Here is a 24,831-nt window from a genome sequence, read left to right as displayed (position 1 = left end):
CGGCCGCGCCCGCGCGTGGTACCGAACCGGCGCAGGGACGGCGATGCAGCCTGACGGCTATCGCCGTCCCTGCGCCCTGCGGGAAATGGCGGCGTCGGGCTGCTGTGCCCGGGATTGTCCGGCGAACATCACGCGGTTGCGTCCGGCGGCCTTGGCAGCGTACAGAGCCTGATCCGCCTGCATCGCCAGTGCCCCGGGATCACGCGCGTCGGCGGGATATGCGGCGATCCCGGCGCTGAAGGTCACGTGAAAATGGCGCCCGGCGGCACCGAACGCCAGTCGTTCGAAGCGGGAACGCAGCCGATCGAGCACGGTGCCCGCCTCCGTGGCACCGATTTCCGGGAAAATGAGGGCGAACTCCTCACCACCCCAGCGCCCGGCAATATCCGTGCGCCGCAGACGCTCCGAGAACAGCCGCGCCAGCGCCTTGATGACCCGATCCCCGGCGGGATGCCCATAGGTGTCGTTGATCTGCTTGAAGCAGTCGAGATCCAGCATCGCCAGCGTGAAACGGCCACCGTTGCGCTGACGCATCGCGAACTCGCGCGCGAGCTCCTGTTTGAAACGGCCGTGGTTCAACAAGCCAGTCAGCGCATCGGCGGTCATGTGCCGCCGAAGTGAACGACCATGGCGAGCACGCGTTTCGGCGTGGTGCACCAGCGTCGCAACCGGCATGCACGGCGCGAGCGCGGCGTCTGCGCCGGCGGCGATGTACTCCGGAGCCTGCGCCTCCGGGACATCGATGCACATCACCGGCAGGCCCCCATGGGCCGGAATCTGCCGTATGACTGCGGTGAGCTCATCGGCACGACAACCCGGGAGCTCGACGCCCTGGAGAATCACGAGATCGGCCGGATAGTCTTCCAGACAGCCGAGCACGGTGGTGGGATCGGAAAGCGTCGTCACCTCCATGCCCCCGTCCACGAGCGCCCTTTCCACGACTGCGCCGTCGCTCGTGTGCCCGGCGAGCAAAACGACACGCAACGGCTCCGTGTGCTCTGCCGCCAGCACCGATTGCAGCGCGTCGAGCACGCGATCGGGTTCCACAGGCGCTCGCAGGTAGGCATCCGCCCGGATTCGCACGGCCGCCAGCCGGTTACTCACCTCGCCCGTGCCAAGCACGAGCACCCGCGGCGGGCAACTGTCCGGTGTTTCGCGCACCACCGACGCGAACTCGGTGGCCTCCGTTCGCCAATCCAGTAACACGGCATCGACGCCGTGTGCCATGGCGTCACGCAGCGCCGCAGCGTCGGCGGCGCGATGCAATCGATAGCCGAAATAACGCAGGGGCGGGGCGAACTCCACCCACAGCCCGGGCTCACCGGAGGCGAGCACAACCTGGCGAACCGGATCGGGACGCGCATCCGCGCGGGAGAGCGTCGCCAGTGCCGACTCGACGAGACGGGCGAACAGAAGGTCGCCTTGACGGCGCGCGTCGACGTCGATACCCGCGCCGTCCAGGCGTGCGCAGAACGCCGAGACTGCCCGCAACGCTTCACGAAGGCGGCTATCCGCACCGTCACCGGTGGCGTGCTCGAGCTCGGTGGCGAGGTGACCCAGCCGCACCCGTTGCGCCGGGTCACTGCGGCGACGGTAAGCGCTCCATGCCTGAACCACGGCAGCGACCAACTCGAATCGACGGCCGCTGCCCTGCATCCTTGACTCTCCCAAAACGGTGCCTCCTTGGCTACACGGGTCATACTAAAAGCGAGTTCAGTGAAGCAAATCACAATTTTGAAAACCTATCCAGTCATTTGGACGGGGAGTCGGATGCGCCCTGCCAATAGGCCGACGAATGGTATCAGGGTTCCATCCGGTTCCGCGGACACGCAGGGGCGCGCCGGAACCCGTGGCACGGGCTCCACGTCCGTCGTGGCAACGCCCGCCGGAACCACCTTGCGCCTTACTGACCTTTCGGTAAGGATTGCCGTGTCTCAGCGTTCGTCAGCGCGTCTGTTCGCTCCGACACGCCTCGTCGATATGCCGCCACAATGGGCTTGCGACATCCCGAGTCAGTGGCCGCAACGGTCAGGGGCACGTGGAGTACTGTGTAGCGAGGCCAACATGAGCGATGATCAATGCTGGCCCAGGCGCGCTGACGAGCGCCCGAAGGGAGCCGTCGTGCGGCTCCGGGACATGGCAATACTTTCGCAAAGGTTAGTAAAGGTGCGGCCCTGTCTGCCGATAATTCAGTGGGATATCAACAAATCGTGTAGCCGGGAGGAGAGAGCCGACATGGCGTGGTTTCGTCGAGCCGAGCAGGCGCGGGAGCATGAGCCGGAACGTGCACATCATCGTGGTCAGAACGAGCTCATCGCCCGCATAGCGGACCGTACCGGCACACTCGGACTGGAGCTGGTGGATGTGGCCGGGGCGGTGGAGAGCGTCAGTCAGCACGTGGACCGGGAGGCCGAGGCATTCCGCAATCTCGAGCAAATCGTCGGGCGACTGACGGAAACCAACCAGGCCGTTGACCAGGCGGCCAAGGACTCTCGCGAGGCCGCAGCGAGCGCGAACGCAAAGGTCGAAGACTCGCGCGAGACCATCGACCGTTCCATTGCGGACATCGAGACACTGGCAAGCACTGCCACGGACACCGGCGCACAGCTCGCGGAGCTCGAGGGCGCCCTGCAACGCATCAGCCAGGTCGCCCAGGGCATCGCGGCGATCGCGAAGCAGACCAACCTGCTGGCGCTCAACGCCACCATCGAGGCGAGTCGTGCCGGCGAAGCCGGCCGCGGATTCGCGGTCGTGGCCGAACAGGTCAAGGAGCTCGCACACCAGACCGGCGATGCCACCCAGGAAATCGACCACACGCTAGCCGACCTCGGCGAACGCGTCCGCCACCTGGTGGCCCGGGGCGAGAGCAGCCGCGATCAGGCCGAACGGGTCAACGAGGGCACCCGCACGATCCAGCAGGTCATGGAGACCGTCAGCACGGAGATGGCCAGCGTCAATGGCCGCTCCGAGGAAATCGCCTCGGCCGTCTCCGAGATCGACCGCTACTGTTCGGAGACGGCGACAGGGCTGGCGAGCATGTCAGAGGAGGTGACCACCTCCGCGGACAACCTCAGGCAGGCGAACGAGCGCGTTCAGCGGCTGCTCGGCGTGACCGAGGAGCTCGTCAACATCACCGTCGAGAGCGAGGCCGAAACGCCGGACAAGCCATTCATCGAAAAGGCTCAGGCAACCGCTGCCGCTGTCGGCGAGACATTCTCCCAGGCACTCGCCCGCGGCGAGATCAGCGAGGAGGCGTTATTCGACCGCGCCTACGAGCCGATCGCCGGCAGCGATCCACCTCAATACCTCAGCCGGTACACCGAATTCACCGACCGCGTGCTGCCGCCGATCCAGGAACCGGTGCACACCGGCGACGAGCGCATCAGCGCGTGCTGCGCAACCGATGACAAGGGCTACATCGCCACCCACGCACTGCACGTCTCGCAACCGCAGCGCCCGGACGACCCGGCATGGAACGCAGCCAACTGCCGCAATCGCCGCATCTTCGACGACCGTGTCGGCAAGGCGGCCGCCACCAACCGGAAGCCGTTCCTGCTACAGGTTTACCGCCGCGACGTCGGCGGTGGCACATTCAAGCTCTTCCGCGACGCCTCGGCGCCCGTCTACGTCAATGGCCGGCACTGGGGCGCAGTCCGGATCATCTACCGGCTCTAGTCGCGCACGCTCGGGAGATTGTCCGCGCGGACAAGCCAACGGGATGCCACAAACCGCCGTCCTGTGCCGGAACACCAGTACGGCCCGGGACGACCGCGGCATGCAGGCGTTCACGAAGACGGCACGTTCGGGTATTCGGGAATCAGAAGAAGCCGAGCTGCAGACGGGCCGCTTCGGACATGCGGTCCTGGGTCCAGGCCGGCTCCCAGGTGAGCTCGACCTCGGCGGCGACCACGCCCTCCACCTGCTCCACCGCCGCCTTGACCATGCCCGGCATCTGTCCGGCCACTGGACAGGACGGCGCTGTCAGCGTCATGACCACATCCACGAAGCCGTCATCGTCGGCGTTGATCTCGTAGATGAGACCAAGCTCGTAGATGTCCACGGGGATCTCCGGGTCATAGACACACTTCAACGCATCGACAATGCGTCCGCGCAGATCCACCGGTCCGTCACCCTGCACGTCGGGTTCGCTCATGGCCGCCCTACTCCGCGGTGAACTCGCCCTGTTCCTCGAGCGCGGCGTGGAACGTATGCCAGGCGAGCGTCGCGCACTTCACCCGCATGGGGAACTCGCGCACGCCTGCCAGCACCGCCACTTTGCCCTTCATCGGATCCGGCTCGACATCGTCCTCGGTAACCAGGGCGTGAAAATGATCGAAAACCTCGCGTGCCTCGTCGAGATTCTTGCCCTTGAGGACCTCGGTCATGATCGACGCCGAAGCGGTGGAAATGGCGCAGCCGTCCCCCTGGAAGCCGATATCCTCGATCAGACCGTCATCGTTGACCCGTAGCTCCACGCGCACGCGGTCACCGCACAGCGGATTGTAGCCATCGGCCTCGTGGGAATGAGGATCCACCCCGTGGAAGTTCCGGGGATGCTTATTGTGGTCCAGGATCACTTCCTGGTAGAGATCGCGCAGCTCAGACATTCAGCCGAAGAACTCCTTCACCCGATACAACGCATTGACGAGCGCATCCACGTCATCGCGGTTATTGTACAGCCCGAACGACGCGCGCACCGTGGCCGGCACGCCGAAGCGTTCCATAACGGGTTGGGCGCAGTGATGCCCCGCCCGCACCGCGACACCTTCCTGATCGAGAATGGTCCCGATGTCGTGGGGATGCGCGCCCTTGAGCACGAAAGAGATCACGCCCGCCTTCTCGCGCGCGGTACCGATGATGCGCAGCCCGTCGATCTCTTCGAGGCGTGCGGTGGCGTATTCCAGCAACGTATGCTCGTGAGCGGCTATGGTGCTCTGCCCCACCTCGCGCACGTAGTCCACGGCGACCCCCAAGGCGATGGCACCGGCGATGTTCGGCGTGCCCGCCTCGAAACGCTGCGGCGGCGCGGCGAAGGCGGAGCCCTCGAAGGAGACGTAGCGAATCATCTCGCCACCGCCCTGGTACGGACGCATGGCGCGCAGCAGATCGAATCGCCCCCACAGCGCCCCGATGCCCGAGGGGCCGTAGAGCTTGTGACCGGAGAAGCAGTAGAAATCACAGCCGATCGCCTGCACATCCACCGCGAGATGGGGCACGCCCTGAGCGCCGTCGACCAGCGTGGGTACACCCGCTTCGCGCGCCGCAGCGACCATCTCGTGTACTGGGTTGATCGTACCGAGTGCGTTGGAGACGTGCACCATGGCCGCGAACTTCGTCCGCGGCCCGAGCCGGCCGCGGAAGTCGTCGATATCCACCTCGCCCCGGTCGTTGATCGGCGAGACCACCAGCTTCGCCCCGGTCTCCTCGCACAGCAGCTGCCAGGGCACGATGTTGGAGTGGTGCTCCATGCCGGTGATGAGGATCTCGTCGCCGGGCTCCAGACGCGGGCGTACGTAGCTCGAGGCAACCAGATTCACCGCCTCGGTGGTCCCGCGCAGGAACACGACTTCGCGCTTGTCCGGCGCGTTCACGAGCTCCGCGACCTTGGCACGGGCGCCCTCATAGGCCTCGGTGGAACGCTGCGAGAGCTGGTAGACGCCGCGATGGATGTTGGCGTAGTACTCCCGGTAGCAACGCGCCTCGGCGTCGATAACGCACTCCGGTTTCTGGGCACTGGCAGCGCTGTCGAGAAACGCCAGCGGACGGTCGTTCATCGGCCGGGCGAGCACCGGGAAATCCTGCCGATACCGGGCGATGTCCACCGTACCCTCGGTGATGGGAGTAACTGTGCTCATACCACACTCCTGACGATCTCATCGCCGGGCAACCGCTCTAGCAGGATGCCGCGGATGTGATCGTGCACCGCCGCCAGCCGAATCGGCTGCAGCATCTCACTGGCATAGGCAAGCGTCAGCATGCCCTGGGCATCCTGCGGGCCGACGCCACGGGAACGCAGGTAGAACAGCGCCTCGTCGTCGAGCTCGCCGACGGTGGAGCCGTGGGCGCACTTGACGTCGTCGGCATAGATCTCCAGCCGGGGGTTGGAGTGGGCCAACGCCAGCTTGTCCAGCACCAGATTGCGGTTCTGCTGCTGGGCATCGGTCTTCTGGGCCCCCTCGGCGACCTTGACCAGACCGTCGAAAACCGTCTCGGAGCGGCCCTGCAGAACCCCCTTGAACAGTTGCCGGCTGCTGCCGTGCTCGCTGTGATGCGTCACCCAGGTATGGAAGTCGCAGAACTGGCGCTCCCGGGTCAGGTACAGCCCGTTCAGCGTGACCTCCGCGCCGGTGCCGTCGATGTCGGCGTAGACATCCACCCGGGCGAGCCGCGCCCCTACGGAGAACGCGTGAGCGGTCACGTGCGCATCGCGCGCCGCGGCGATGTGCACGGCCCCCAGGTGCAGGTTGGCGTCGCCGGCCTCCTGAACGCGATGATAATCGACGATGGCACCGTCGTCGGCGAGAATCTCGGTCACCGGCGCAGTCAGGCCGTGAACGCCGTCCTCACCGAGGAAGTGCTCCACCACCTGGAGCTCGGCGCCCCGTTCCGCGCGCACGAGCACCCGCGGGTAGACCGCACGGCCTTCCGCCTCGCCTGAGTCGATGTGCACCACCAGGACCGGCTGCTCCGGCAGTGCGCCGTGCGCGGCGTGAATGAACGCGCCGTCACGGAAGAAAGCCGTATTGAGGGCGACGAACGGGTGACCGGCAACGTCGGCACGCTCACCCAGGCCTTCGGCCAGGACCGCCGGCGCCTTGTCGGCATATTCCCCGATGGGCACCACCGTCAGGCCCCGCCCCGGCTCGCCAAGGTCGGAAAGATCGGTATCGATGACGCCGTCGACGAACACCAGCCTGGGCCCGTCACCGAGGGTCGCCACCTTTCGGGCGAGCGCCGGCGAGACCGCACCGCCGCCTTCGGCGACTGCGAAGCTCTGCTCGGTAACCGGCGCCAGCGGCGTCTTGCGCCAGGCTTCCTCCTTCGGCCCGGGCAGCCCACGGGCCTCGAACGCCTCGATACCGCGGCGATGCAGCGTCGCCGTCCACGCGGGCGCGGCCTGTGCACTCGCCTCGAATGCCTCGAGGTACACGCTGCGTGTCTGTGCTATCGCTTCCATGAGCCCCCCGCTCACGCCGCCTGCTCGCCGAACAGCGCGTAACCGGTACGCTCGAGCTCCTCGGCGAGCGCCTTATCGCCGGATTTGACGATGCGGCCGCCCACCAGCACGTGCACGTGGTCAGGCACGATATGGTTGAGCAGGCGCTGATAGTGCGTGATCACCAGAAAGCCGCGCTCGTCGTCACGCATGGCGTTGACGCCCTCAGCGACGGTACGCAGGGCGTCGATGTCGAGCCCGGAGTCGGTCTCGTCGAGGATCGCCAGCGCCGGCTCCAGCACGGCGAGCTGGAAGATCTCGTTGCGCTTCTTCTCGCCGCCGGAGAACCCTTCGTTGACCGGGCGCTGCAGCAGGGAATCGTCGAGTTTGACGGCCTTGGCGCGCTCGCGGATGAGCTGCAGGAACTCCATGGCGTCGAGCTCTTCCTGACCGTGGTGCTTGCGGATGGCGTTGAGCGCCGCCTTGAGGAAGTAGGTATTGGACACACCCGGAATCTCCACCGGGTACTGAAAGCCCAGGAACACGCCCTCGCGCGCCCGCTCCTCGGGGGGCATCTCCAGCAGATCGCGTCCGTTGTAGAGTACCTGCCCCTGGGTAACCTCATAGCGTTCGTCACCGGCGAGCACCTTCGAGAGCGTGCTCTTGCCCGAGCCGTTCGGCCCCATGATGGCGTGCACCTTGCCAGGCTCCATCGTGAGGTCGATGCCCTTGAGGATCTCGTTGCCGTCTATCGAGGCATGCAGGTTCTTGATCTCTAGCAGTGCCATGAATGGCCTCCAGCGGAAAACTTGCGGGTATCCGGTGCGCGGTGCGCCCTCGACGCGGAGCGCTGCCGCATGCGATGCCGTTGTCGACCAGCGCTCAACCGACGCTGTCCTCCAGCGTGACCTCCAGCAGCTTCTGGGCCTCCACCGCGAACTCCATGGGCAGAGTGCGGAAGACCTCCTTGCAGAAGCCGTTGACGATCAGCGAGACCGCGTCCTCGGTATCGATACCGCGCTGATTGCAGTAGAAGATCTGGTCCTCGCCGATCTTGGAGGTGGTCGCCTCGTGCTCGATCTGCGCGGTCGGGTTCTGCACGTCCAGGTACGGGAAGGTGTGCGCGCCGCAGGTGTCGCTCATGAGCATTGAGTCGCACTGCGAATAGTTGCGCGCGCCGTCCGCCTTGGGCGTTATACGGACCAGTCCGCGATAACTCTGCTGGCCGTGGCCGGCGGAAATACCCTTGGAGACGATGGTGCTGCGGGTGTTCCGGCCCATGTGGATCATCTTCGTGCCCGTGTCCGCCTGCTGGCGGTTGCGGGTCACGGCCACCGAGTAGAACTCGCCCACCGAGTTGTCGCCCTTCAACACGCAGCTCGGGTACTTCCAGGTCACCGCCGAGCCGGTCTCCACCTGCGTCCAGGAGATCTTCGAGTTACGGCCCGCGCAGAGACCGCGCTTGGTGACGAAGTTGTAGATGCCCCCCTTGCCGTTCTCATCGCCCGGGTACCAGTTCTGCACCGTGGAGTACTTGATCTGGGCATCGTCCAGGGCAACCAGCTCCACCACCGCCGCGTGCAGCTGGTTTTCATCACGCATGGGCGCCGTGCAGCCTTCCAGATAGGAGACCGACGCCCCCTCCTCGGCGACGATGAGCGTACGCTCGAACTGCCCGGTGTGCCCCGCGTTCATGCGGAAGTACGTGGACAGCTCCATGGGGCATTTCACGCCCTTGGGAATGAACACGAACGAGCCGTCGGAGAACACCGCCGAGTTCAGCGCCGCAAAGAAGTTATCGCCCTTGGGCACCACCGTACCCAGGTATTTCTGCACCAGCTCCGGATGCTCGCGCACCGCCTCGGACATGGAGCAGAAGATGATGCCCTGCTCGGCGAGCTTGTCCTTGTATGTAGTGGCTACCGAAACGGAGTCGAACACCGCGTCCACTGCCACGCCGGCAAGCATCTCACGCTCGTGCATCGGGATGCCGAGCTTCTCGTAGGTCTCGAGCAGCTTCGGATCCACCTCGTCGAGGCTCTTGGGCTGCTCCTTGGGTGCGGCGTAGTACGAGATCGCCTGGAAGTCGATGGGCCCGAAGCTCACCTTCGCCCAATTCGGCTCCGGCATCTCGAGCCAGTTGCGGTACGCCTCCAGGCGCCATTCGAGCATCCACTCCGGCTCCTCCTTCTTCGCGGAGATGAAGCGAATGATCTCCTCGTTCAGGCCCGGCGGCGCGGACTCCTGCTCGATATCTGTGATGAAGCCCGCCTCGTAGCCGCGGGAGGTGACTTCTTCCAGGGTCTTAGAGGTCGCTGACATAGCGGACTCCGGCAAACTCCATGGGAAATTCCTGACGGCCGTCGTTGTCATCCCCCGGCCCGACCGGCTCGGGGGTGCACATATCGGCAAGGGTGATGCGGGCGAGAGCCTCCTGCACCACCCGGTTGATTCGGTTCCAGTTGCCGCTGACCGTGCAATGGCTGCTGTACTGACAGGCTTCCACGCCTTCTTCCACGCACTCGGTCAGCGAGATCGGCCCTTCCAGGGCAGCGATGATCTCGGCGACGGTGATCTCCCGCGGCGAACGCGCGAGGCCATAGCCGCCCTTGGCACCGCGATAGGACACCAGGATGCCCGCCCGCGCCAGGTGCTTGAGGATCTTGCTCACCATGGGCTGCGGCAGGCCGCGGCGCTCGGCCATCGTCGCGGCATTCACCCGCGCGTGCTCGTCGTTGGCGAGCAGGGTGAGAATGCCGATGCCATAGTCGGTTTCACGGTTAATTCGGATCATCGCAGTACGAATTCTAACGTAAAGCGGACCGCGTGGGTACTGTTTGAACCGATGAGCGGTAGTCCGATATCCGAAACGGCGGAGCAAGGGAGGCGGAACCGAGGGCGCCTTCGGGGTCGAAGCGCGCCCCGGCGGGGGAAACGGAGGCGACGCGATGCGGCGCCCCCGGAGTGAGCCAGGCTGTCGGGGCTAGAGCTCGTCGAGGATCTCCTGGCGCTCGGCACGGTACTCGTCCTCGGTGATGAGGCCGTCCTCGTGCAACTCCTTGAGCAGCTCGAGTCGCTCACGGACACCGCCGCCATCGCCCCCGCGACTGGTATCCCGCGACGGTGCCGCCGCCCCCCGCGGTTCGCTCGACGCACGCTCCTCCTCACGGGAAGCGGACATCGGCTCACCGGATGCCGGCAGCGCGGGCAGCGCTCCCTGGGTGGTCTTCACCGGCCGTGCGACCCAGTCCTCCCGGGGCATGGTCGAGCCCCAGCTGCGGCTCCACACCCGATCATCGTCGTTGAGCACCGCCGCCCGGGTACCGACCGGCGCGCCGCGAATCTGCCCGCGCACGGAGTCCTCGGCCAGAGGCTCGCCCACAGGGCCGAAAAGCACATTGAGCTCGCCGTTGCTGACGAACACGCGTGCCGTGGTCAACCGCACGGGATCGAAGAACGTGAAGCCGCCGCGGCGTGCCGCCGTGGCGAAAGCGACCGCCTGATCCGGACCCGCCTGGGCCAGACCCTGGGCGATGGCGGGCACCAGCACATCGAGCTCCTTCACCTGGAACAGCCGAATGGGCGGAGCGGACTCGTTCTCGTCGGCCTTGTCGGTACCGCGAAGCTTGATGTCGTAGAGGGTCTGGCGCAGCCACTGGGGATCCACTTTCACAGGGTGGTCATAACCACCGGCGCCGGACTCTGCAGCCACCAGGCGCACCCAGCCGCCATCGGCGTCCTGCCAGAGCGTTTCCTGACCGGTTACTTCGCCGACAGCCGGAGCCGCCTCGCGCGTACCACCGGGCGGCGGCGCCGTGGTGCTACAACCGGTGACGGCGAACGCCAGCAAGGCGCCGGCAACGGATCGGGCAACGGGCGTGGATAGGCTGCGCATGGTCACTCCGCTTCCATTGATTGGGATAAAGGGTCCATCGGCGGACAAGGTTATCACCGGCGGGCGAAAAAAGTCCGCCCCGTGCACTACGCACGGGGCGGACGCGGGTGTAGAAGACCGCGCGGCGGACCCCGGGAGGCGGCAGCCCGCGCACGGAAGCAGGGGAGAGCATGGGGGCGGTGTGGGAGCGCAACCCCGGAGGTTCCCCCGTGCACCTCCCCCGTGGAGATCGGTAACGCGCGCTAACGCAAATCCTCGAGCGCGGCGCCGGGGTCCTCCTCGCCTACCTCGGAGCCGTTTTCGTCGACCGCCTGCCGCGCGATTGCGCGAATGGCCTCCCAATCGCCAGCGTCCACGAGCGATGGCGGAGCCAGCCAGCTGCCGCCCACGCACACCACGTTCCCGAGCGCGAGCCAGGCATGGAAGTCGTTGGCCTTGACACCGCCCGTGGGGCAAAAGCGCACGTCGGCGAAGGGCCCGCCCAGTGCCTTGAGCGCCGGGCGGCCACCGGCAGCGACCGCCGGGAAGAACTTGAGAAAGCGGTACCCGGCGCCGCGCAGGCGCATGACCTCGGAAGCGGTGGCGGCCCCCGGCAGCCAGGGCAGCGCTTCCGCGGAAGCCACGTCGATGAGGGCATCCGTCGCACCGGGGCTCACGGCGAACTGCGCCCCGGCGTCACGGGCCGCGGCGTAATCCGACGGGTCGTTGACCGTCCCTGCCCCGACGACCGCGTTCGGCACATCCCGCGCCATACGCTCGATGACCGCCAGCGCCGAATCGCTACGCAGCGTCACCTCCAGCACCGGCAGCCCGCCTGCGACGAGCGCCTGTGCCAGCGGCACCGCATCGTCCACGCGCTCGACCTGGAGCACGGGAATGACGGGTACACCGTCGATCAGCCGAAACAGCGCCTCGGCGTGGCGATTGTTCTCAACCATCGGCTTCCTCCTCGCCCATCGCGAAGGTTCGGGCACCGTCTTCGGCACCGCTCGCCACGCCCCGCAGGGCGGCGAAAAGCTCACGTCCCATGCCGTGCTGCGCTGCCACGGGCGCGGTAGCCGGCTCACGCGCCGCCCACTCGCCTTCGTCCACCAGGGCGTCGAGCCGCCCATTGCCGGCATCGACGCGCACGACGTCACCGTCGCGCACCTTCGCGAGCGCCCCACCCGAGACGCACTCGGGGGTCACGTGAATCGCGGCCGGCACCTTGCCGGAGGCACCCGACATGCGGCCATCGGTGACCAGGGCTACCTTGTATCCGCGTTTCTGCAAGACACCGAGCTCGGGGGTCAGTTTGTGCAGCTCCGGCATGCCATTGGCCCGCGGTCCCTGGAAACGCACCACCGCCACCAGATCCCCGTCGAGCTGGCCGGCCCGGAATGCCTCGAGCACCTGAGCCTGGTCGTCGAACACCCGCGCAGGCGCCTCGACCACCCGGTGCTCCTCGGCCACGGCGGAAACCTTGATCACCGCACGGCCGAGATTGCCGTCGAGCACCCGCAGACCACCGTCGGCGCTGAAAGGCTCACTCGCCGGCCGCAGCACGGAATCGTCGGCCGATTCCGCCACTGCCGGCGCCCAAAACGCCCGACCGTCGGCCAGCACCGGTGCCTCGGCGTAACGGCGCAGCCCCCCCGAGCCAGCCACGGTAAGCACGTCTTCATGGAGAAGGCCGGCATCGAGCAGCTCCCGTACCACGAAGCCCATGCCACCGGCATCGTGGAACTGGTTCACGTCCGCCGAGCCGCTCGGGTAGACCCGGGCGAGCAGCGGCACCACGCGGGAGAGCGCATCGAAATCATCCCAGGTGAGGCGAATGCCCGCGGCAGCGGCAATCGCCACCAGATGCATGGTGTGATTGGTGGAGCCGCCGGTGGCGAGAAGCCCGACCACCGCGTTGACGATGGCACGCTCGTCGACCACGCGCCCCACCGGGGTATAGGCATCGCCGCCGTCGACCAGATCGACCACGCGCTGGGCGGCGGAGACGGTCAACGCATCGCGCAATGGCGTGTTCGGGTTGACGAACGCCGCCCCCGGCATGTGCAGCCCCATGACCTCCATGAGCATCTGGTTGGAGTTGGCGGTACCGTAGAACGTGCACGTGCCCGGCGAATGATACGAGCGCGCTTCCGATTCCAGCAGCGCGTCGCGCCCCACTTCGCCGGCGGCGTACTGCTGGCGCACACGCGCCTTTTCCTCGTTGGGGATCCCCGAGGGCATGGGGCCGGCGGGAACGAAGACGAACGGCAGGTGGCCGAAATGCAGCGCGCCGATGAGCAGACCGGGGACGATCTTGTCGCACACGCCGAGGCAAAGCCCGGCGTCGAAGGTATTGTGTGAGAGCGCCACCGCCGTGGCCATGGCGATGACGTCGCGGCTGAACAGCGACAGCTCCATGCCCGGCTGCCCCTGGGTAATGCCGTCACACATCGCGGGCACGCCGCCGGCGAACTGGGCGGTGGCCCCGGCATCGCGCACCGCCTGCTTGATCAAGGCCGGGAAACGCTCCAACGGCTGGTGTGCCGAGAGCATATCGTTATAGGCGGAGACGATGGCGACGTCGGGCCGCTGCAATCCCTTGAGCGCATCCTTGTCACCCGCGGGCGCGGCGGCGAAGGCGTGCGCCAGGTTGGTGCAGGAGAGCTCGCGCCGCACCGGCCCGTCGTGGCGGGCATGCTCCAGGCGATCGAGGTAATCGCGCCGCGTGCGCTCGCTGCGGCGGATGATCTGCTCGGTGACCGCCTCGAGCTCGGGCCTGATAGCTGCCATGCCGTGCTCCTGTGACTATATTCGGTCGAGTGGGCTTAGTGTAGTTTGACTACAACGCGAGAGGCAAGACACGATCACTACAAGCGATTAGTGTAGTCGCAACGACGATGACAAAGTAACCAAGCTACATTAGACTGCGTGTCGAACCTCTGGCCCAGCGCCAGCGCATGCAGTCGATTGGGAGAGGACCGTGGAAGAGATCAGCCCGTTCGAGATCGTGATCTTCGGCGGCAGCGGCGACCTGGCCATGCGCAAGCTTCTGCCCGCCCTCTACCGCCGCCACCGCGCCGGCCAGCTGCCGGACGACGGGCGCATCGTGGGCACCGCGCGCAGCGCCATGGATCGCGAGCGCTACATCGCGGAGGTGGAGAAAAGCTGCCGGCGCTACCTGCCGGCCGACGAGTTCGATTCCGAGGTGTGGGCCAGCTTCGCCGAACGACTGGACTTCGCCCGGGTCGACGCCACCGACGCGGACAGTTACACCAACCTGAGCGACTGCCTCGGCGAGCCCGGTCACCGCAGCCGCGTATTCTACCTCGCTACCAGCCCCAAGCTGTTCGTGGATATCTGCCGCTACCTGCAACACGCGGGCCTGACCAACCGGGCCAGCCGCGTGGTACTGGAGAAGCCGCTGGGTCACGACCTCGCCTCCGCCCAGACGATCAGCGAGCAGATCGGCGAGATTTTCGCCGAGGATCAGATCTACCGGATCGATCACTATCTCGGTAAGGAAACCGTCCAGAACCTGATCGCCCTGCGTTTCGGCAACGCGCTGTTCGAGCCCCTGTGGCGGCGCGAATGGGTGCGCGACGTGCAGATCACCGTCGCCGAGCAGGTGGGCGTCGAGGGCCGCGCGGGCTTCTACGACAACACCGGCGCACTGCGCGACATGGTGCAGAATCACCTTCTGCAACTGCTCGCCATTACCGCCATGGAGCCGCCCACGAGCATCGATCAGAATGCCGTACGCGACGAGAAGCTCAAGGTCCTGCGCGCGCTGTTGCCCCTGCGCGGTCGCGACGCCATACACAACACCGTGCGCGGTCAGTACCGGGCGGGCGCCGTCGACGGTCAGCCGGTGCCGGGCTACCTGGAAGAGGACGACGTCGTCCCCGAAAGCCGGACCGAGACGTTCGCGGCACTCAAGGCGGAGCTCGGCACCTGGCGCTGGTCGGGCGTGCCGTTCTACCTGCGCACCGGCAAGCGCCTGCAGGAGCGCCTCGCCGAGATCGTCATCAACTTCCGCCAGGTGCCCCACTCCATCTTCGACGGGGTGTACGGGGCGAGCCAGCCCAACCGCCTGGTAATCCGCCTGCAGCCGGACGAGGGCATGAAGCTCTACATCATGGCCAAGGCGCCCGGCGATGAGATGCGCCTGCGCCCGGTGTCCCTGGACCTGGACTTCGCCGAGACGTTCAAGCAGCGCCAGGCAGACGCCTACGAGCGACTGCTCACCGATGTCCTGCGCGGGCGGCTGACGCTGTTCATGCGGCGCGACGAGCTCTACGCGGCCTGGGAGTGGGTCGAGCCCATTCTCGAAGCCTGGGAGAACATCGGCGACGCGCCCAAGTCCTACACCGCCGGCACCTGGGGCCCCGCTGCCTCCAGCGCCCTGCTCAGCCGCGACGGTGCCGCCTGGCACGAGGAGAGCTGATGAGCGCAAAGGATCGCATGGCAAACGCACAACGCTTCGACGACGGCGCCGCGTTGGCCGCACAGCTCGCCGAGACGGTGGCGGCAGACCTCAACCGGGCCGTCACTGACCGGGGCGCGGCGAGCCTGGTCGTCTCCGGCGGCCGAACGCCGGTACCCTTCTTCGAGGCCCTGGCGGCCTGCCCGCTCGACTGGTCACGGGTGACCGTCACGCTCGCCGACGAGCGCTGGGTGCCGGAGAGCGATGGGTCGAGCAATGCCGCGCTGGTGCGCGAGCACCTGCTGCGAGGACCGGCGGCCGAAGCCACGTTCGTACCGCTGTACGACGGCAGCCCCGACCCGGACAGCGGTCTCGCCGGCTGCCGCGACGCCCTGACCGCCGTGCCCTCGCCGCTGGACGTGGTGATTCTCGGCATGGGCGGAGACGGCCATACCGCCTCGCTCTTCCCGGACACTGACTTCCCGGACGTGGACGACCCGGCGCCCTGCTGCGTGGGCACTGCTCCGAGCGCCCCCCACGCGCGTATCAGCCTGACACCGTCACGCCTGCTCGACAGTCGCCGGATCATTCTGCACATTACCGGCCTCGACAAGTGGGGCGTTCTCGAGCGGGCCTGCGAGCAGGGCCCGGCGCGAGCGTTACCCATCCGTTTATTCCTTCACCAGCAGCGGACACCGGTCGATGTCTTCTGGTCACCCTGATGCAACGCCCCGGCTGATTGCGGACGTGGGCGGCACCAATGCCCGCTTCGCCCTGGTATTCCCGGAACGGCCGGAGCCCCGGGAAATCCGCCGGCTGCCCACCGCGGATTTTCGCGACTTCGCCTCTGCAGCCCGTGCTTACCTGGAAGCGGTCGCGCCGCCGGCGCATCCCACCCATGCACTGTGCGCCATCGCCACCCCCGTTCTCGGGGACTGGCTGGCGATGACCAACTCCCCCTGGGCGTTCTCGGTCAGCGACAACCGTGACCGCCTGGGGCTGGAGCGGCTGACGTTCATCAACGACTTCGCCGCCCAGGCACTCGCCGTGCCCCACCTCAAGCCCGAGGAATGCACGCGCATCGGCACCGGCATGCCGGAAGCCGATCGGCCCATCGGCGTGCTCGGCCCGGGGACCGGCCTCGGGGTTTCCGTGCTGGTCCCCTGCGCGACGGGCTGGCATGCGCTGGAGACGGAAGGCGGTCACACCACCTTCGCCCCCAACAGTGACCGGGAGGCCCAGGTGGCTGCCCGTATCCGTACACGCTACGGCCACTGCAGCATCGAGCGCGTGGCCTCGGGTATCGGCCTGACGGCCGTGTATGCAGCGCTGTGCGAGCTCGAAGGCAAGGAGGACGTCAACGACCAACCCGCCTCGGCGATCACCCGGGCCGCCACCGAAGGGCAGCCGCTGGCCCATGAGGCAGTGGTGCTGTTCTGCGATGCGCTGGCGACCATGGCCGGTAACGTCGCGCTGGCCACCGGCGCGCGTGGTGGCGTCTATCTCTGTGGCGGCATCCTGCCGAAGCTCGGTGCGCTGTTCGACGGCGAGCGCTTCCGTGAGCGCTTCGAGGCGAAGGGGCGCGCTTGCGAGTATCTCCGCCGCATCCCCGTCTGGCAGGTACACGCCGCGGATCCGGCTCTGGCGGGGCTGGCCCACGCCGTACAGGAGGTCCCATGATCGGTACCCCCGAAGACGGCGAACGCGGCGGCAGCACGCTGGTCGCACGTATCCGCGCCATGCTCGACGGCCTGCGCCAGGCAGAGCGCCGGGTCGCGGAGCTGGTGGTGGAGCATCCCCACGATGTCGCCTCCGCGCCCATCGCGCAGGTCGCCGCTCACGCCGGGGTAAGCGAGCCCACCGTGATCCGCTTCTGCCGGACCATGGGCTACGAGGGCTTCCAGCAATTCAAGCTGGAGCTCACGCGCAGCCTCGCCGCCGGCGTTCCGTTCGTGTTCGAGGGCGTACGCCCGGACGAGACCACCGCCGATCTCACCGCGAAAGTCATCGATCGCTCGATCGCCACGCTGGTACAGGTGCGCAATCATCTCAACCCGAACCAGCTGGACCAGGCCATCGGCTACCTCGCGGCGGCGAGCCGCATCGAGTTCTACGGCCATGGTGCCTCGGGCATGGTGGCCATGGACGCCCAGCACAAGTTCTTCCGACTGGGTATCCCCACCGTCGCGTACACCGACGCCCACGTGCACGGTATGTCCGCCTCCATACTGCCGGCGGACGCCGTCGTGGTCGCCATCTCCCACACCGGTCGCAGTGCGGAGCTGCTCGACAGTGCCGATCTCGCGCGGGACGCCGGCGCCCGTGTCATCGCGATCACCGCGGCCGGCTCCCCGCTCGCCGAGCACGCCGACCTGACGCTGTTCGCCGACGTGCGCGAAGACACCGACGTCTACACCCCCATGACCTCACGCATGGCTCACCTGGCGATCGTCGATGTGCTATCCGTCGGCGTCGCCCTGCGCCGGGGCCCGGAGCTTCTCAGCAAGCTCGAGCGCACCAAAGGCCGCCTTCGCGAGAAACGCCTCGCCCGCTGAACGGCGGTACGCAGCGCTTGGATGGGCGCGGCACGCTGGTATCATGATTCGTAACCGAATCGTTGCAGACCCCAGAAGATGACTGAAACCAACCGCCCTGACGCCGCCCTGGTCGACGGCCTCGCCCTGATGCTCAACGAGACCGCCCAACAATGGCGTCAGGCTCTAGATGTGCGCCTGCGCCCGCTGGGACTCAGCCAGGCGAAATGGCGCACCCTGCTCAACATCTCCCGCGGCGGCGAAGGGCTGACGCAACGTGAGCTCGCCGCTCGCACCGGTATCGAGCCCCCGACGGTCGTCCGGCTGCTCGACCGGCTCGCTGCCGACGGCTGGATCGAACGCCGCGCCTGCCAGGAAGACCGGCGGCGCAACCGTATCTACCTCACCGAACGCGCTCACCGCATGCTCGACCGCATCATGGCGGTTGCTGCGGAACTTCGCGAGGAAATGGTGGAGGGGCTCGACGAGGAGGATATGCGCACAACGCTCCGCGTGCTGCGCTACCTGCGTGAACGTGCCGCGACCATCACCGAGCAGGAGCGCCAGCGCGACTGACACGCCCCCGCCTCCGGGTCTCAGACGCCCCAGGCCTTGGGGTAAAGGCTCGCGAGGGACACCTCTGGGCGATCCAGTGCGCCGCGGGTGCAGGCGACGCCGATACCGAAGCCGCGGTGACGCACCAGAACGTAGCCGCGCGAGCCAATGCGGCCCAGTGCCCCAGGCGTGCGGGTTAACGGCTCGCGACGCATGAATGCGGCAAGCTCGCCAGCATCCAGGTCCAGGCAGTTCCTGGCCGCTCCTGCCCCGAGGGCCATCGCGGCAGCCGTCGTGGGTTTCGGCGGCCGCGCCTGCAGCCCCACCACCGGCAACCCGGTCGACTGTACCTCCAGCGCCGGAGGCAGACGATGGTCGGCGCTGGCGAGTTGCAGATATCGGCCGCTGCCGGCCACCACAGTCAACCCCTCAACGGCCGCCTCGGCCAGGCCGAAACGCTCGGCAAGCGCGGCGAGCTCCGACGAGTCGCCTGCAGGCGGCGGCGCATGATCACCATGCGTTTCCACGCCATCCACCTTTTCGAGAACGGCCACATAGAACCCACCCGTATCGTTCTGGTGCGGCCATACGCGGGCAGTGCCGGCCACCGCCTCGTCATACTCCACCCCCGACCACGCGGTCACTCCCGCCGATGCATTGACCCCGGGCAGCCGCGCCGGGCGTACGCGCAGTCTCCCGGGAAACGCGCGCAGGACAGCGTCCACCACGGCTTCATTCTCTTCGGGCGCAATGGTGCAGGTGGAGTAGACGATGCGCGCGCCCACCGCCGCAAGACGCACGGCACGAGTGAGCAGCTGGCGCTGACGGCGGGCGAGGCGCTCGCGCATGGCGTCGTCGGCGATCTGCAGCGCCCGTTGCCCCCGCTCGCCCCGCCCCTTGCGCCAGATGCCTTCGCCACTGCAGGGCGCATCCACGAGCACGCGGTCGAACGGACCATTGCGCAGGGAAAGATCCTGGCCCGGCGCCAGCGTAACCGTGACGTTCGCCAGCCCCAGGCGCTTGACGGTCCGGCGCAGCGCCGCGAGTCGCCCTTTCTGAACCTCGTTCGCGTGCACCGTGCCGGTGTTGTTCATGGCCACGGCGATCTGGGCAGTCTTGTTGCCGGGTGCCGCGCACATGTCCAGAACCCGTTCACCCGGCTGCGGGTCCAGCAACGTCACCGGCACCATCGCCACCTCTTCCTGGGGCTGGTAGAGGCCGGCGGCGAGCCCCCAGTGCGCCCCCGCCCCCACGCCCTCGGGCATGCGCAGGGCTTGGGGATGCCACGGCACCGGGGTCGTCTCGATACCCGCCTCAGCGAGCAAGGGGCGCAGTCGCTCTCGCCCGATCCGCCAGGGGTGCGCCCATACGGTGGTCGCGAGCGGACGGCTCAGGCTGTCGAGAAAGGCGTTCCAGTCCGGAACGATGGCGCGATAACGGGCATACACTTGCCTCGCCGCTGCGTGGGTACTCGGATTCGACATGGGCTCCGGCTGGCTGGCCCGCCTGTCTCACCGGATCACCCGGGATGAGGGGTCACGGCCGGTAGCGGCCGATCCGGTACTGGCGGGCATACGACGGTGTATTGCCATGCCGGTCGGCCCGGCACCGATCGCGCGCGCCGCGACACGTAGGCCGGAATCGGCATGGGAGCGGCATTATGCCACCAATACGCGCGCGCTTCAGGCCGCCTCACCGGCCAGAAACGCACAGGCATACCCACGGAATGCATCGTGGTCGTCGGGGCGCGCGAGACTCTCGCGCGCCCGATCCACGCGGATCTGACCGGCTTTCTCCACCAGCCGCGGCAAAAGCGCGCTGAAGAACGCCCGATCAAACTCCGGATGCCCCTGCACAGTCAGCACGCCGGGCGCTGCCGTCACGTAGTTCGGGCAGAACCGGCTCGTTGCGAGCCGACGCATTCCCGGCGCCGGTCGCGCGACCTGATCCTGGTGCACCGACAGTAGCGCGATCTCTTCGCCGCGCCGCCAGCGGCCGAAGTCCTCGACCACCGCTGCACGGTGCAGACCGAGTCCCCAGCCGGACTCTGCCCTTGCCACGTCGCCACCGAGGGCGGCATTCACCACCTGATGACCGAAACAGATTCCGAGCAGCGACCGCCCGGCGGCGTGAGCGTCCGCCACGAACGCCAGCAGGCGCACGATCCAGGACTTGTCCTCGTAGACGCTCGCGCGCGAGCCACTGACCACCCAGGCATCACACTCGGTCGGGTCCGGCGGCCACTCGTCAGCGTGACACCGCCACGCCCGGACACGCCCCGCCGGGGAGAGCATGGCCTCGAACATGGCCCTGTAGCTCGTCCAGTGGGTTTCGAGCCCCTCGTGGAGATCGTCACAAAGCAGCACGCCGATACGCATGACTGTCACGCCCCGATACGCGTACGCCGCCGCAGCCAGCCGAGAAAACCGGTGCCCCGCACCGCTTGCGTAGCACCCGCGCCGGCCTCGCGCACCGCCTCCTGGGCGGCCGCTTCCGCCCGCGCCCGGGCGGCAGCCTCCGCGGCCAGGCGCAGCTCACGCTGGAGAAAGTGATTCATCGCTCCGCGATTACCCAGCACCTCGACGAAATCCAGCAGGGTATCGCGCACCCGCTTGAGATCACGCCGTGCCGATCCGGCAATGCCGCGGCGCTCGAGAAACTCCTCGAGTCGCCCGCTCACCCCGAAATGCTCGGCAAACTCCTCGAGCTTGGCAATCTGATCGCCGACATCCCAACCCAGATCATCCGCAACACGCAAAAACTGCTCAACCATGACACGCCCCCATTGCCGACCCGGCCATAAGTGTTGTCACCTCGGCGGCGTGCCGTCGGCCGAGCCGGCAAAGCGTGGGGCGCGTACTGCAGCCACGGGCTACACAACCGCAAGCAACGCAAATCCGGATCGGTTACCGAGGCGCTGACTCCAGGCGGACGCCTGCCGGAACCCCGGGGGCCGCCCCCGTGTCACTGCGCCCCCAGGCGCACACCTCGACGGTACACACCACGCGGCAACAGAGACACGGAAAGACTCAACGGTGGCAACACTTATGGCCGGGTCCTCATATACCGAACCGGCCCAAACGACGATACCCCGGGGCGCTCACCACCGGGGCAAAGATATTGTGGCACCGCACAACGCGCGCCACAACCCCCTGATCGATGGCTTTTTTCTACGCGTCAATAGACGTCGTCAATCGGTCCGCGACGTCGCCTGCGATACCCAATGGGTGCCCGGCCCGGGGACGCTCGTCCAGGGTGCTTTACAAAGCGCATGCATCCGACAACCGGTTGCCTTACCGGCCGAAACGATGGTTCAGCAGTGCTGTTGCTCGAACTCCCTGGCCAGAATGCGGTCTGCGTCCAGTGAACGGATCGGGATGTTCGTTTGGTGGGGAATATCGCCGCTTAACTGCAGGGTCAGATAACGCACCGCGCACACTCGCAGAAACGAGGTGAAGTTCCCGGGGTCATGCCCGGAATCTATCGATTCGTGGTAGAGCTGCGTAATCATCTGCGGTAGATTCATCCCGTCCCGCTTGGCGATTTCCTCCAGAATAGTCCAGAAGAAATTCTCCAGTCGCACGCTGGTAACCATGCCGTCAATACGCAGAGAACGGGTTGCACTACTCCACAGGGTGGGGTCGGCATTGGTAAACAGCTGACACATGCTGAAATCTCGCTGGCAATCGACGGGCAGTATCGGGATACTGCCCGCTGTCGGGTTCAGTCGTTCAACAGCGTCATGAACCGTGACAACCAGGCCGGATGCGCCGGCCATGCCGGTGCTGTGACCAGGTTGCCGTCAGTGACCGCCGTATCGACGGCGATATCGGCATACTCGGCGCCTGCGAGCTCCACCTCCGGTTTGCAGGCCGGATAAGCGGAGCAGACACGTCCCCTGAGCACGCCCGCTGCCGCGAGCAGCTGAGCCCCGTGACAGATCGCCGCCACCGGCTTGTCCGCTTCGAAGAAGTGCCGCACCAGCGTCAGCACGCCCGCGTTCAGGCGCAGGTACTCCGGTGCCCGGCCACCGGGGATTACCAGTGCGTCGTACTCGTTGACGTCGACCCGATCAAAACTCGCATTCAGAGTAAAGTGGTGGCCGGATTTCTCAGTGTAGGTCTGATCCCCCTCGAAATCGTGGATCGCGGTCGCGACCGTGTCGCCCGCTTGCTTGTCCGGACAAACCGCATGCACCTGGTGGCCGACGGCCATGAGCGCCTGAAAGGGCACCATGGTCTCGTAGTCTTCGGTAAAGTCGCCGGTGATCAGCAGGATTTTCTTGTTACCCATCCTGGCACTCCTGAGCGTTGAGAGAACCTCTGCTTCTAACAAGGGCCGGCCGTTGGGTGGTATTAGTGGAGTGCTACATGGTGGCAGAAATCGTGCCGAAAGCCGCTGCGAGAAACAGCCGCTCACCGGATTTCCTGACCCACACCACCTTTGATGACTAGTTGCCGGACGAGCGGTATCAATCGGTATTCAATGGAAGGTCGGCCTGAAGCCGGAGCAAACCGAAGCGTCCTCGCCAAACGAATCCGCGAATCGCTACGTGCCCTGCCGCCGGGCCGGGCCGCTGTTTCGACCCGACCCGGCGGCAACCGGCATCACTCCGGCATGCGGGCAAGCCGGCCGGCAAAGGCCTCCGGCGCACAGAGCTCCTTGGTGATGGCTTCGATGTCGGCGTAGGTGTAGGTCCTCGGCGGGCGGTCGTTGAGCTCGACGGTTACCGCGTCGGCGGTGCCGTCGTAGGTCACGGTCGCTTCATTGCCACTTTGGTCGCGCATGTGAACGACGCCGGTGACGACTTCGCTGCCATCGTGCATCAGGTAGCGCTGATCCTCCGGCATGGGACGGGTCACCAGGTCCTGCCGTGTTTCGACCTGGAACCGACCGCTCGGGCAGGTCGACGGCAGCGCTTCGTCGGCCACCTTGACCCATTCGATGCCATAGAGGCCACGATAGCGCTCCACACGGCCATCTTCGGGCTCCATACCGGCCCTCGGATCGTATGCCATCCAGAATGCCTCGTCCGCAGAGCCAGTCTGCACCAGCCGCACATTGGCATTGTCGTCGTGCCGGTTCAGGTACCGGCTGACCTGGTACAGATATGTCTCACCACCGGCTGTGCCGAAGCTGTCGCCGGTGCCGTCGCGGGACAGACGGACGTGGCCCTGCCAGCGGCGCGCCCATTCGAACGATGAATCACTGTCGAAGGTGAGGCGCGCGATGAACGGCTCGTCCAAGGAGCGTCCGGATTCCTCGTAGCCGATGAATACGTTCTGCGTGGCGATATCGCCGCTTCCCGGCCCGGTGATCGGATAACCCGTGCGGCGATAGCCGTCAGCGAACGACGCCAGCGCATTTTCGGCGACCTCGTCGTCACCTTCGCGACAGTTTTCGGCGTCGGTCTCCAACATGTCGAACAGGGCACCGGTGAATGGTGACGCAACGTCCTCGTTCTGCTGCCCGAGCTTGACCCTGCGCCCCTCGAGGCCGCAGGGCTCCGTGCCCGCCATCCGGTCGCCGGCCGTGGGGTCCATCATGGGCCCGATGAACATCATGCCCATGCGGGTAAACCCGACCGTTTCCGAATAGACGGATCCCGGCGCGAGCAGCGCCACGGTCTCTTCGCTGGTGAAACGGGCGGGCTCGATGGTGTGCAAGGTCTGCTCCGCCCCGGGCCCGCCGGGATCGCCACCGTCGCCGGGACCGCCGTTGTCGCCACCATCGTCACCACCACCGCCGCCACATGCCGAGAGCACGGCAAGGGCCGCGACGATGAAACCAGCCTTGATTGGCCACGCTGTGGCCACACCCTGGCGAACCTTTCTTTCCGTATCCGTGTTCCGTTGCACGACGTTCTCCATGATCAGATCGGCTCGTTACTCGTTTTCGCTGCCCGCACCCGAAAAGAGAAACCAAGGATTACCAATTATTATTCTCTGCTACAGATTCACGGCGCTGCCGTTCGGCGTGGACCCGCACGACGGCAGACACTGCCAGGCTGGACAACCGACGAGACTGTACCGGCGCGCACGAGACGGCCGGTAAGGCAAATGCGCAAGTGGTCACGACACAGCCGGGTCGCGCACCGGTTGCGTGGTCACCGTTCGAAAGCGTCGAGAGGAGTTCGTCGGGAAGATTCACATCCGTATGCCGCCTGTCGCTGGTTCGCACCGCCTTCCCTTAGCGCACAAAAGACTAGTGACGGTGACGTGTCCCGTCAAATGCTGCCGGTGCGGCGTTTGATCTCGCCGCAAAGGAAACGCTAAAACGGTTTCCG

General features: G+C 66.6%; 23 protein-coding genes. 6 read left to right on the top strand and 17 right to left on the bottom strand.

The genetic code is table 11. The features are described from left to right. Positions 1–57: 57 nt before the first annotated feature. Complete coding sequence (locus ACPEES_RS13410) at positions 58–1,656, bottom strand: diguanylate cyclase (RefSeq protein ID WP_435104012.1); 1,599 nt, start codon at positions 1,654–1,656, stop codon at positions 58–60. Between the two features lie 579 nt (positions 1,657–2,235). On the opposite strand from ACPEES_RS13410, the gene ACPEES_RS13405 reads away from it, so the two are divergent. After that, positions 2,236–3,675, top strand: coding sequence for a methyl-accepting chemotaxis protein (locus ACPEES_RS13405; RefSeq protein ID WP_435104011.1), 1,440 nt, complete (start codon positions 2,236–2,238; stop codon positions 3,673–3,675). A gap of 142 nt (positions 3,676–3,817) precedes the next feature. Here ACPEES_RS13405 and ACPEES_RS13400 read toward each other — a convergent pair whose 3' ends face one another. From ACPEES_RS13400 to edd, 10 genes are all read right to left on the bottom strand, one after another. Then, positions 3,818–4,153 (bottom strand): SUF system Fe-S cluster assembly protein, encoded by a 336-nt coding sequence (locus ACPEES_RS13400; RefSeq protein ID WP_435104010.1) that lies wholly within the window; start codon positions 4,151–4,153, stop codon positions 3,818–3,820. A gap of 7 nt (positions 4,154–4,160) precedes the next feature. Further along, a complete protein-coding gene (gene sufU / locus ACPEES_RS13395) occupies positions 4,161–4,607 on the bottom strand; it encodes a Fe-S cluster assembly sulfur transfer protein SufU (RefSeq protein ID WP_435104009.1) in 447 nt (148 codons plus the stop codon). Continuing rightward, positions 4,608–5,855: an aminotransferase class V-fold PLP-dependent enzyme gene (locus ACPEES_RS13390; RefSeq protein ID WP_435104008.1), complete on the bottom strand. Its 1,248-nt coding sequence runs from the start codon at positions 5,853–5,855 to the stop codon at positions 4,608–4,610. Continuing rightward, positions 5,852–7,177, bottom strand: coding sequence for a Fe-S cluster assembly protein SufD (gene sufD, locus ACPEES_RS13385; protein WP_435104007.1), 1,326 nt, complete (start codon positions 7,175–7,177; stop codon positions 5,852–5,854). The genes ACPEES_RS13390 and sufD overlap by 4 nt, the downstream gene beginning before the upstream one ends. A gap of 11 nt (positions 7,178–7,188) precedes the next feature. Further along, on the bottom strand, positions 7,189–7,944 hold the full coding sequence (gene sufC / locus ACPEES_RS13380; RefSeq protein WP_435104006.1) for a Fe-S cluster assembly ATPase SufC: 756 nt from the start codon (positions 7,942–7,944) through the stop codon (positions 7,189–7,191). Between the two features lie 94 nt (positions 7,945–8,038). Next, positions 8,039–9,478 (bottom strand): Fe-S cluster assembly protein SufB, encoded by a 1,440-nt coding sequence (gene sufB / locus ACPEES_RS13375; protein WP_435104005.1) that lies wholly within the window; start codon positions 9,476–9,478, stop codon positions 8,039–8,041. Then, positions 9,462–9,950, bottom strand: a complete 489-nt coding sequence (locus tag ACPEES_RS13370) for an SUF system Fe-S cluster assembly regulator (RefSeq protein WP_435104004.1) — start codon at positions 9,948–9,950, stop codon at positions 9,462–9,464. The genes sufB and ACPEES_RS13370 overlap by 17 nt, the downstream gene beginning before the upstream one ends. A gap of 189 nt (positions 9,951–10,139) precedes the next feature. Beyond that, a complete protein-coding gene (locus ACPEES_RS13365; RefSeq protein ID WP_435104003.1) occupies positions 10,140–11,051 on the bottom strand; it encodes an SHOCT domain-containing protein in 912 nt (303 codons plus the stop codon). Between the two features lie 242 nt (positions 11,052–11,293). Next, the gene (gene eda / locus ACPEES_RS13360) at positions 11,294–11,989 is read right to left on the bottom strand and encodes a bifunctional 4-hydroxy-2-oxoglutarate aldolase/2-dehydro-3-deoxy-phosphogluconate aldolase (RefSeq protein ID WP_435104002.1); all 696 of its coding nucleotides are present in this window, start codon (positions 11,987–11,989) and stop codon (positions 11,294–11,296) included. After that, positions 11,982–13,823 (bottom strand): phosphogluconate dehydratase, encoded by a 1,842-nt coding sequence (edd, locus tag ACPEES_RS13355; protein ID WP_435104001.1) that lies wholly within the window; start codon positions 13,821–13,823, stop codon positions 11,982–11,984. Before edd ends, eda begins: the two co-directional genes overlap by 8 nt. 190 nt (positions 13,824–14,013) lie before the next feature. Between edd and zwf the strand changes: the two genes are divergently transcribed. From zwf to ACPEES_RS13330, 5 genes are all read left to right on the top strand, one after another. After that, positions 14,014–15,477 carry a glucose-6-phosphate dehydrogenase gene (gene zwf, locus ACPEES_RS13350; protein ID WP_435103999.1) on the top strand — a complete coding sequence of 488 codons (1,464 nt, stop codon included), beginning with the start codon at positions 14,014–14,016 and terminating at the stop codon, positions 15,475–15,477. Further along, positions 15,477–16,178 (top strand): 6-phosphogluconolactonase, encoded by a 702-nt coding sequence (pgl, locus tag ACPEES_RS13345; protein ID WP_435103998.1) that lies wholly within the window; start codon positions 15,477–15,479, stop codon positions 16,176–16,178. Before zwf ends, pgl begins: the two co-directional genes overlap by 1 nt. After that, a complete protein-coding gene (gene glk / locus ACPEES_RS13340; RefSeq protein ID WP_435103997.1) occupies positions 16,159–17,136 on the top strand; it encodes a glucokinase in 978 nt (325 codons plus the stop codon). Before pgl ends, glk begins: the two co-directional genes overlap by 20 nt. Continuing rightward, positions 17,133–18,011: a transcriptional regulator HexR gene (hexR, locus tag ACPEES_RS13335; protein ID WP_435103996.1), complete on the top strand. Its 879-nt coding sequence runs from the start codon at positions 17,133–17,135 to the stop codon at positions 18,009–18,011. The genes glk and hexR overlap by 4 nt, the downstream gene beginning before the upstream one ends. Positions 18,012–18,089: 78 nt before the next feature. After that, positions 18,090–18,566, top strand: coding sequence for a MarR family winged helix-turn-helix transcriptional regulator (locus tag ACPEES_RS13330; protein WP_435103995.1), 477 nt, complete (start codon positions 18,090–18,092; stop codon positions 18,564–18,566). Positions 18,567–18,586: 20 nt separating this feature from the next. Here the strand turns inward: ACPEES_RS13330 and ACPEES_RS13325 are convergent, their stop codons facing one another. The 6 genes from ACPEES_RS13325 to ACPEES_RS13300 form a co-directional block, all read right to left on the bottom strand. Further along, complete coding sequence (locus tag ACPEES_RS13325) at positions 18,587–20,029, bottom strand: RsmB/NOP family class I SAM-dependent RNA methyltransferase (protein ID WP_435103994.1); 1,443 nt, start codon at positions 20,027–20,029, stop codon at positions 18,587–18,589. Between the two features lie 198 nt (positions 20,030–20,227). Continuing rightward, positions 20,228–20,923, bottom strand: coding sequence for a type 1 glutamine amidotransferase (locus ACPEES_RS13320; protein WP_435103993.1), 696 nt, complete (start codon positions 20,921–20,923; stop codon positions 20,228–20,230). 5 nt (positions 20,924–20,928) lie between these two features. Further along, positions 20,929–21,318 carry a hypothetical protein gene (locus ACPEES_RS13315; RefSeq protein ID WP_435103992.1) on the bottom strand — a complete coding sequence of 130 codons (390 nt, stop codon included), beginning with the start codon at positions 21,316–21,318 and terminating at the stop codon, positions 20,929–20,931. Positions 21,319–21,858: 540 nt separating this feature from the next. Beyond that, positions 21,859–22,212: a ribbon-helix-helix domain-containing protein gene (locus tag ACPEES_RS13310; RefSeq protein WP_435103991.1), complete on the bottom strand. Its 354-nt coding sequence runs from the start codon at positions 22,210–22,212 to the stop codon at positions 21,859–21,861. A gap of 56 nt (positions 22,213–22,268) precedes the next feature. Further along, on the bottom strand, positions 22,269–22,838 hold the full coding sequence (locus ACPEES_RS13305) for a DJ-1/PfpI family protein (RefSeq protein ID WP_435103990.1): 570 nt from the start codon (positions 22,836–22,838) through the stop codon (positions 22,269–22,271). A 314-nt stretch (positions 22,839–23,152) separates the two neighbouring features. Then, entirely contained in the window at positions 23,153–24,403 is a 1,251-nt protein-coding gene (locus ACPEES_RS13300; RefSeq protein WP_435103989.1) for a hypothetical protein, read from the bottom strand. Between the last annotated feature and the right edge of the window lie 428 nt (positions 24,404–24,831).

Source organism: Arhodomonas sp. AD133 (assembly GCF_051195215.1).
Classification (GTDB): Bacteria; Pseudomonadota; Gammaproteobacteria; order Nitrococcales; family Nitrococcaceae; genus Arhodomonas.
Note: the sequence above shows the minus strand (reverse complement) of the source record. Positions and strands in the feature narration are given on the sequence as shown.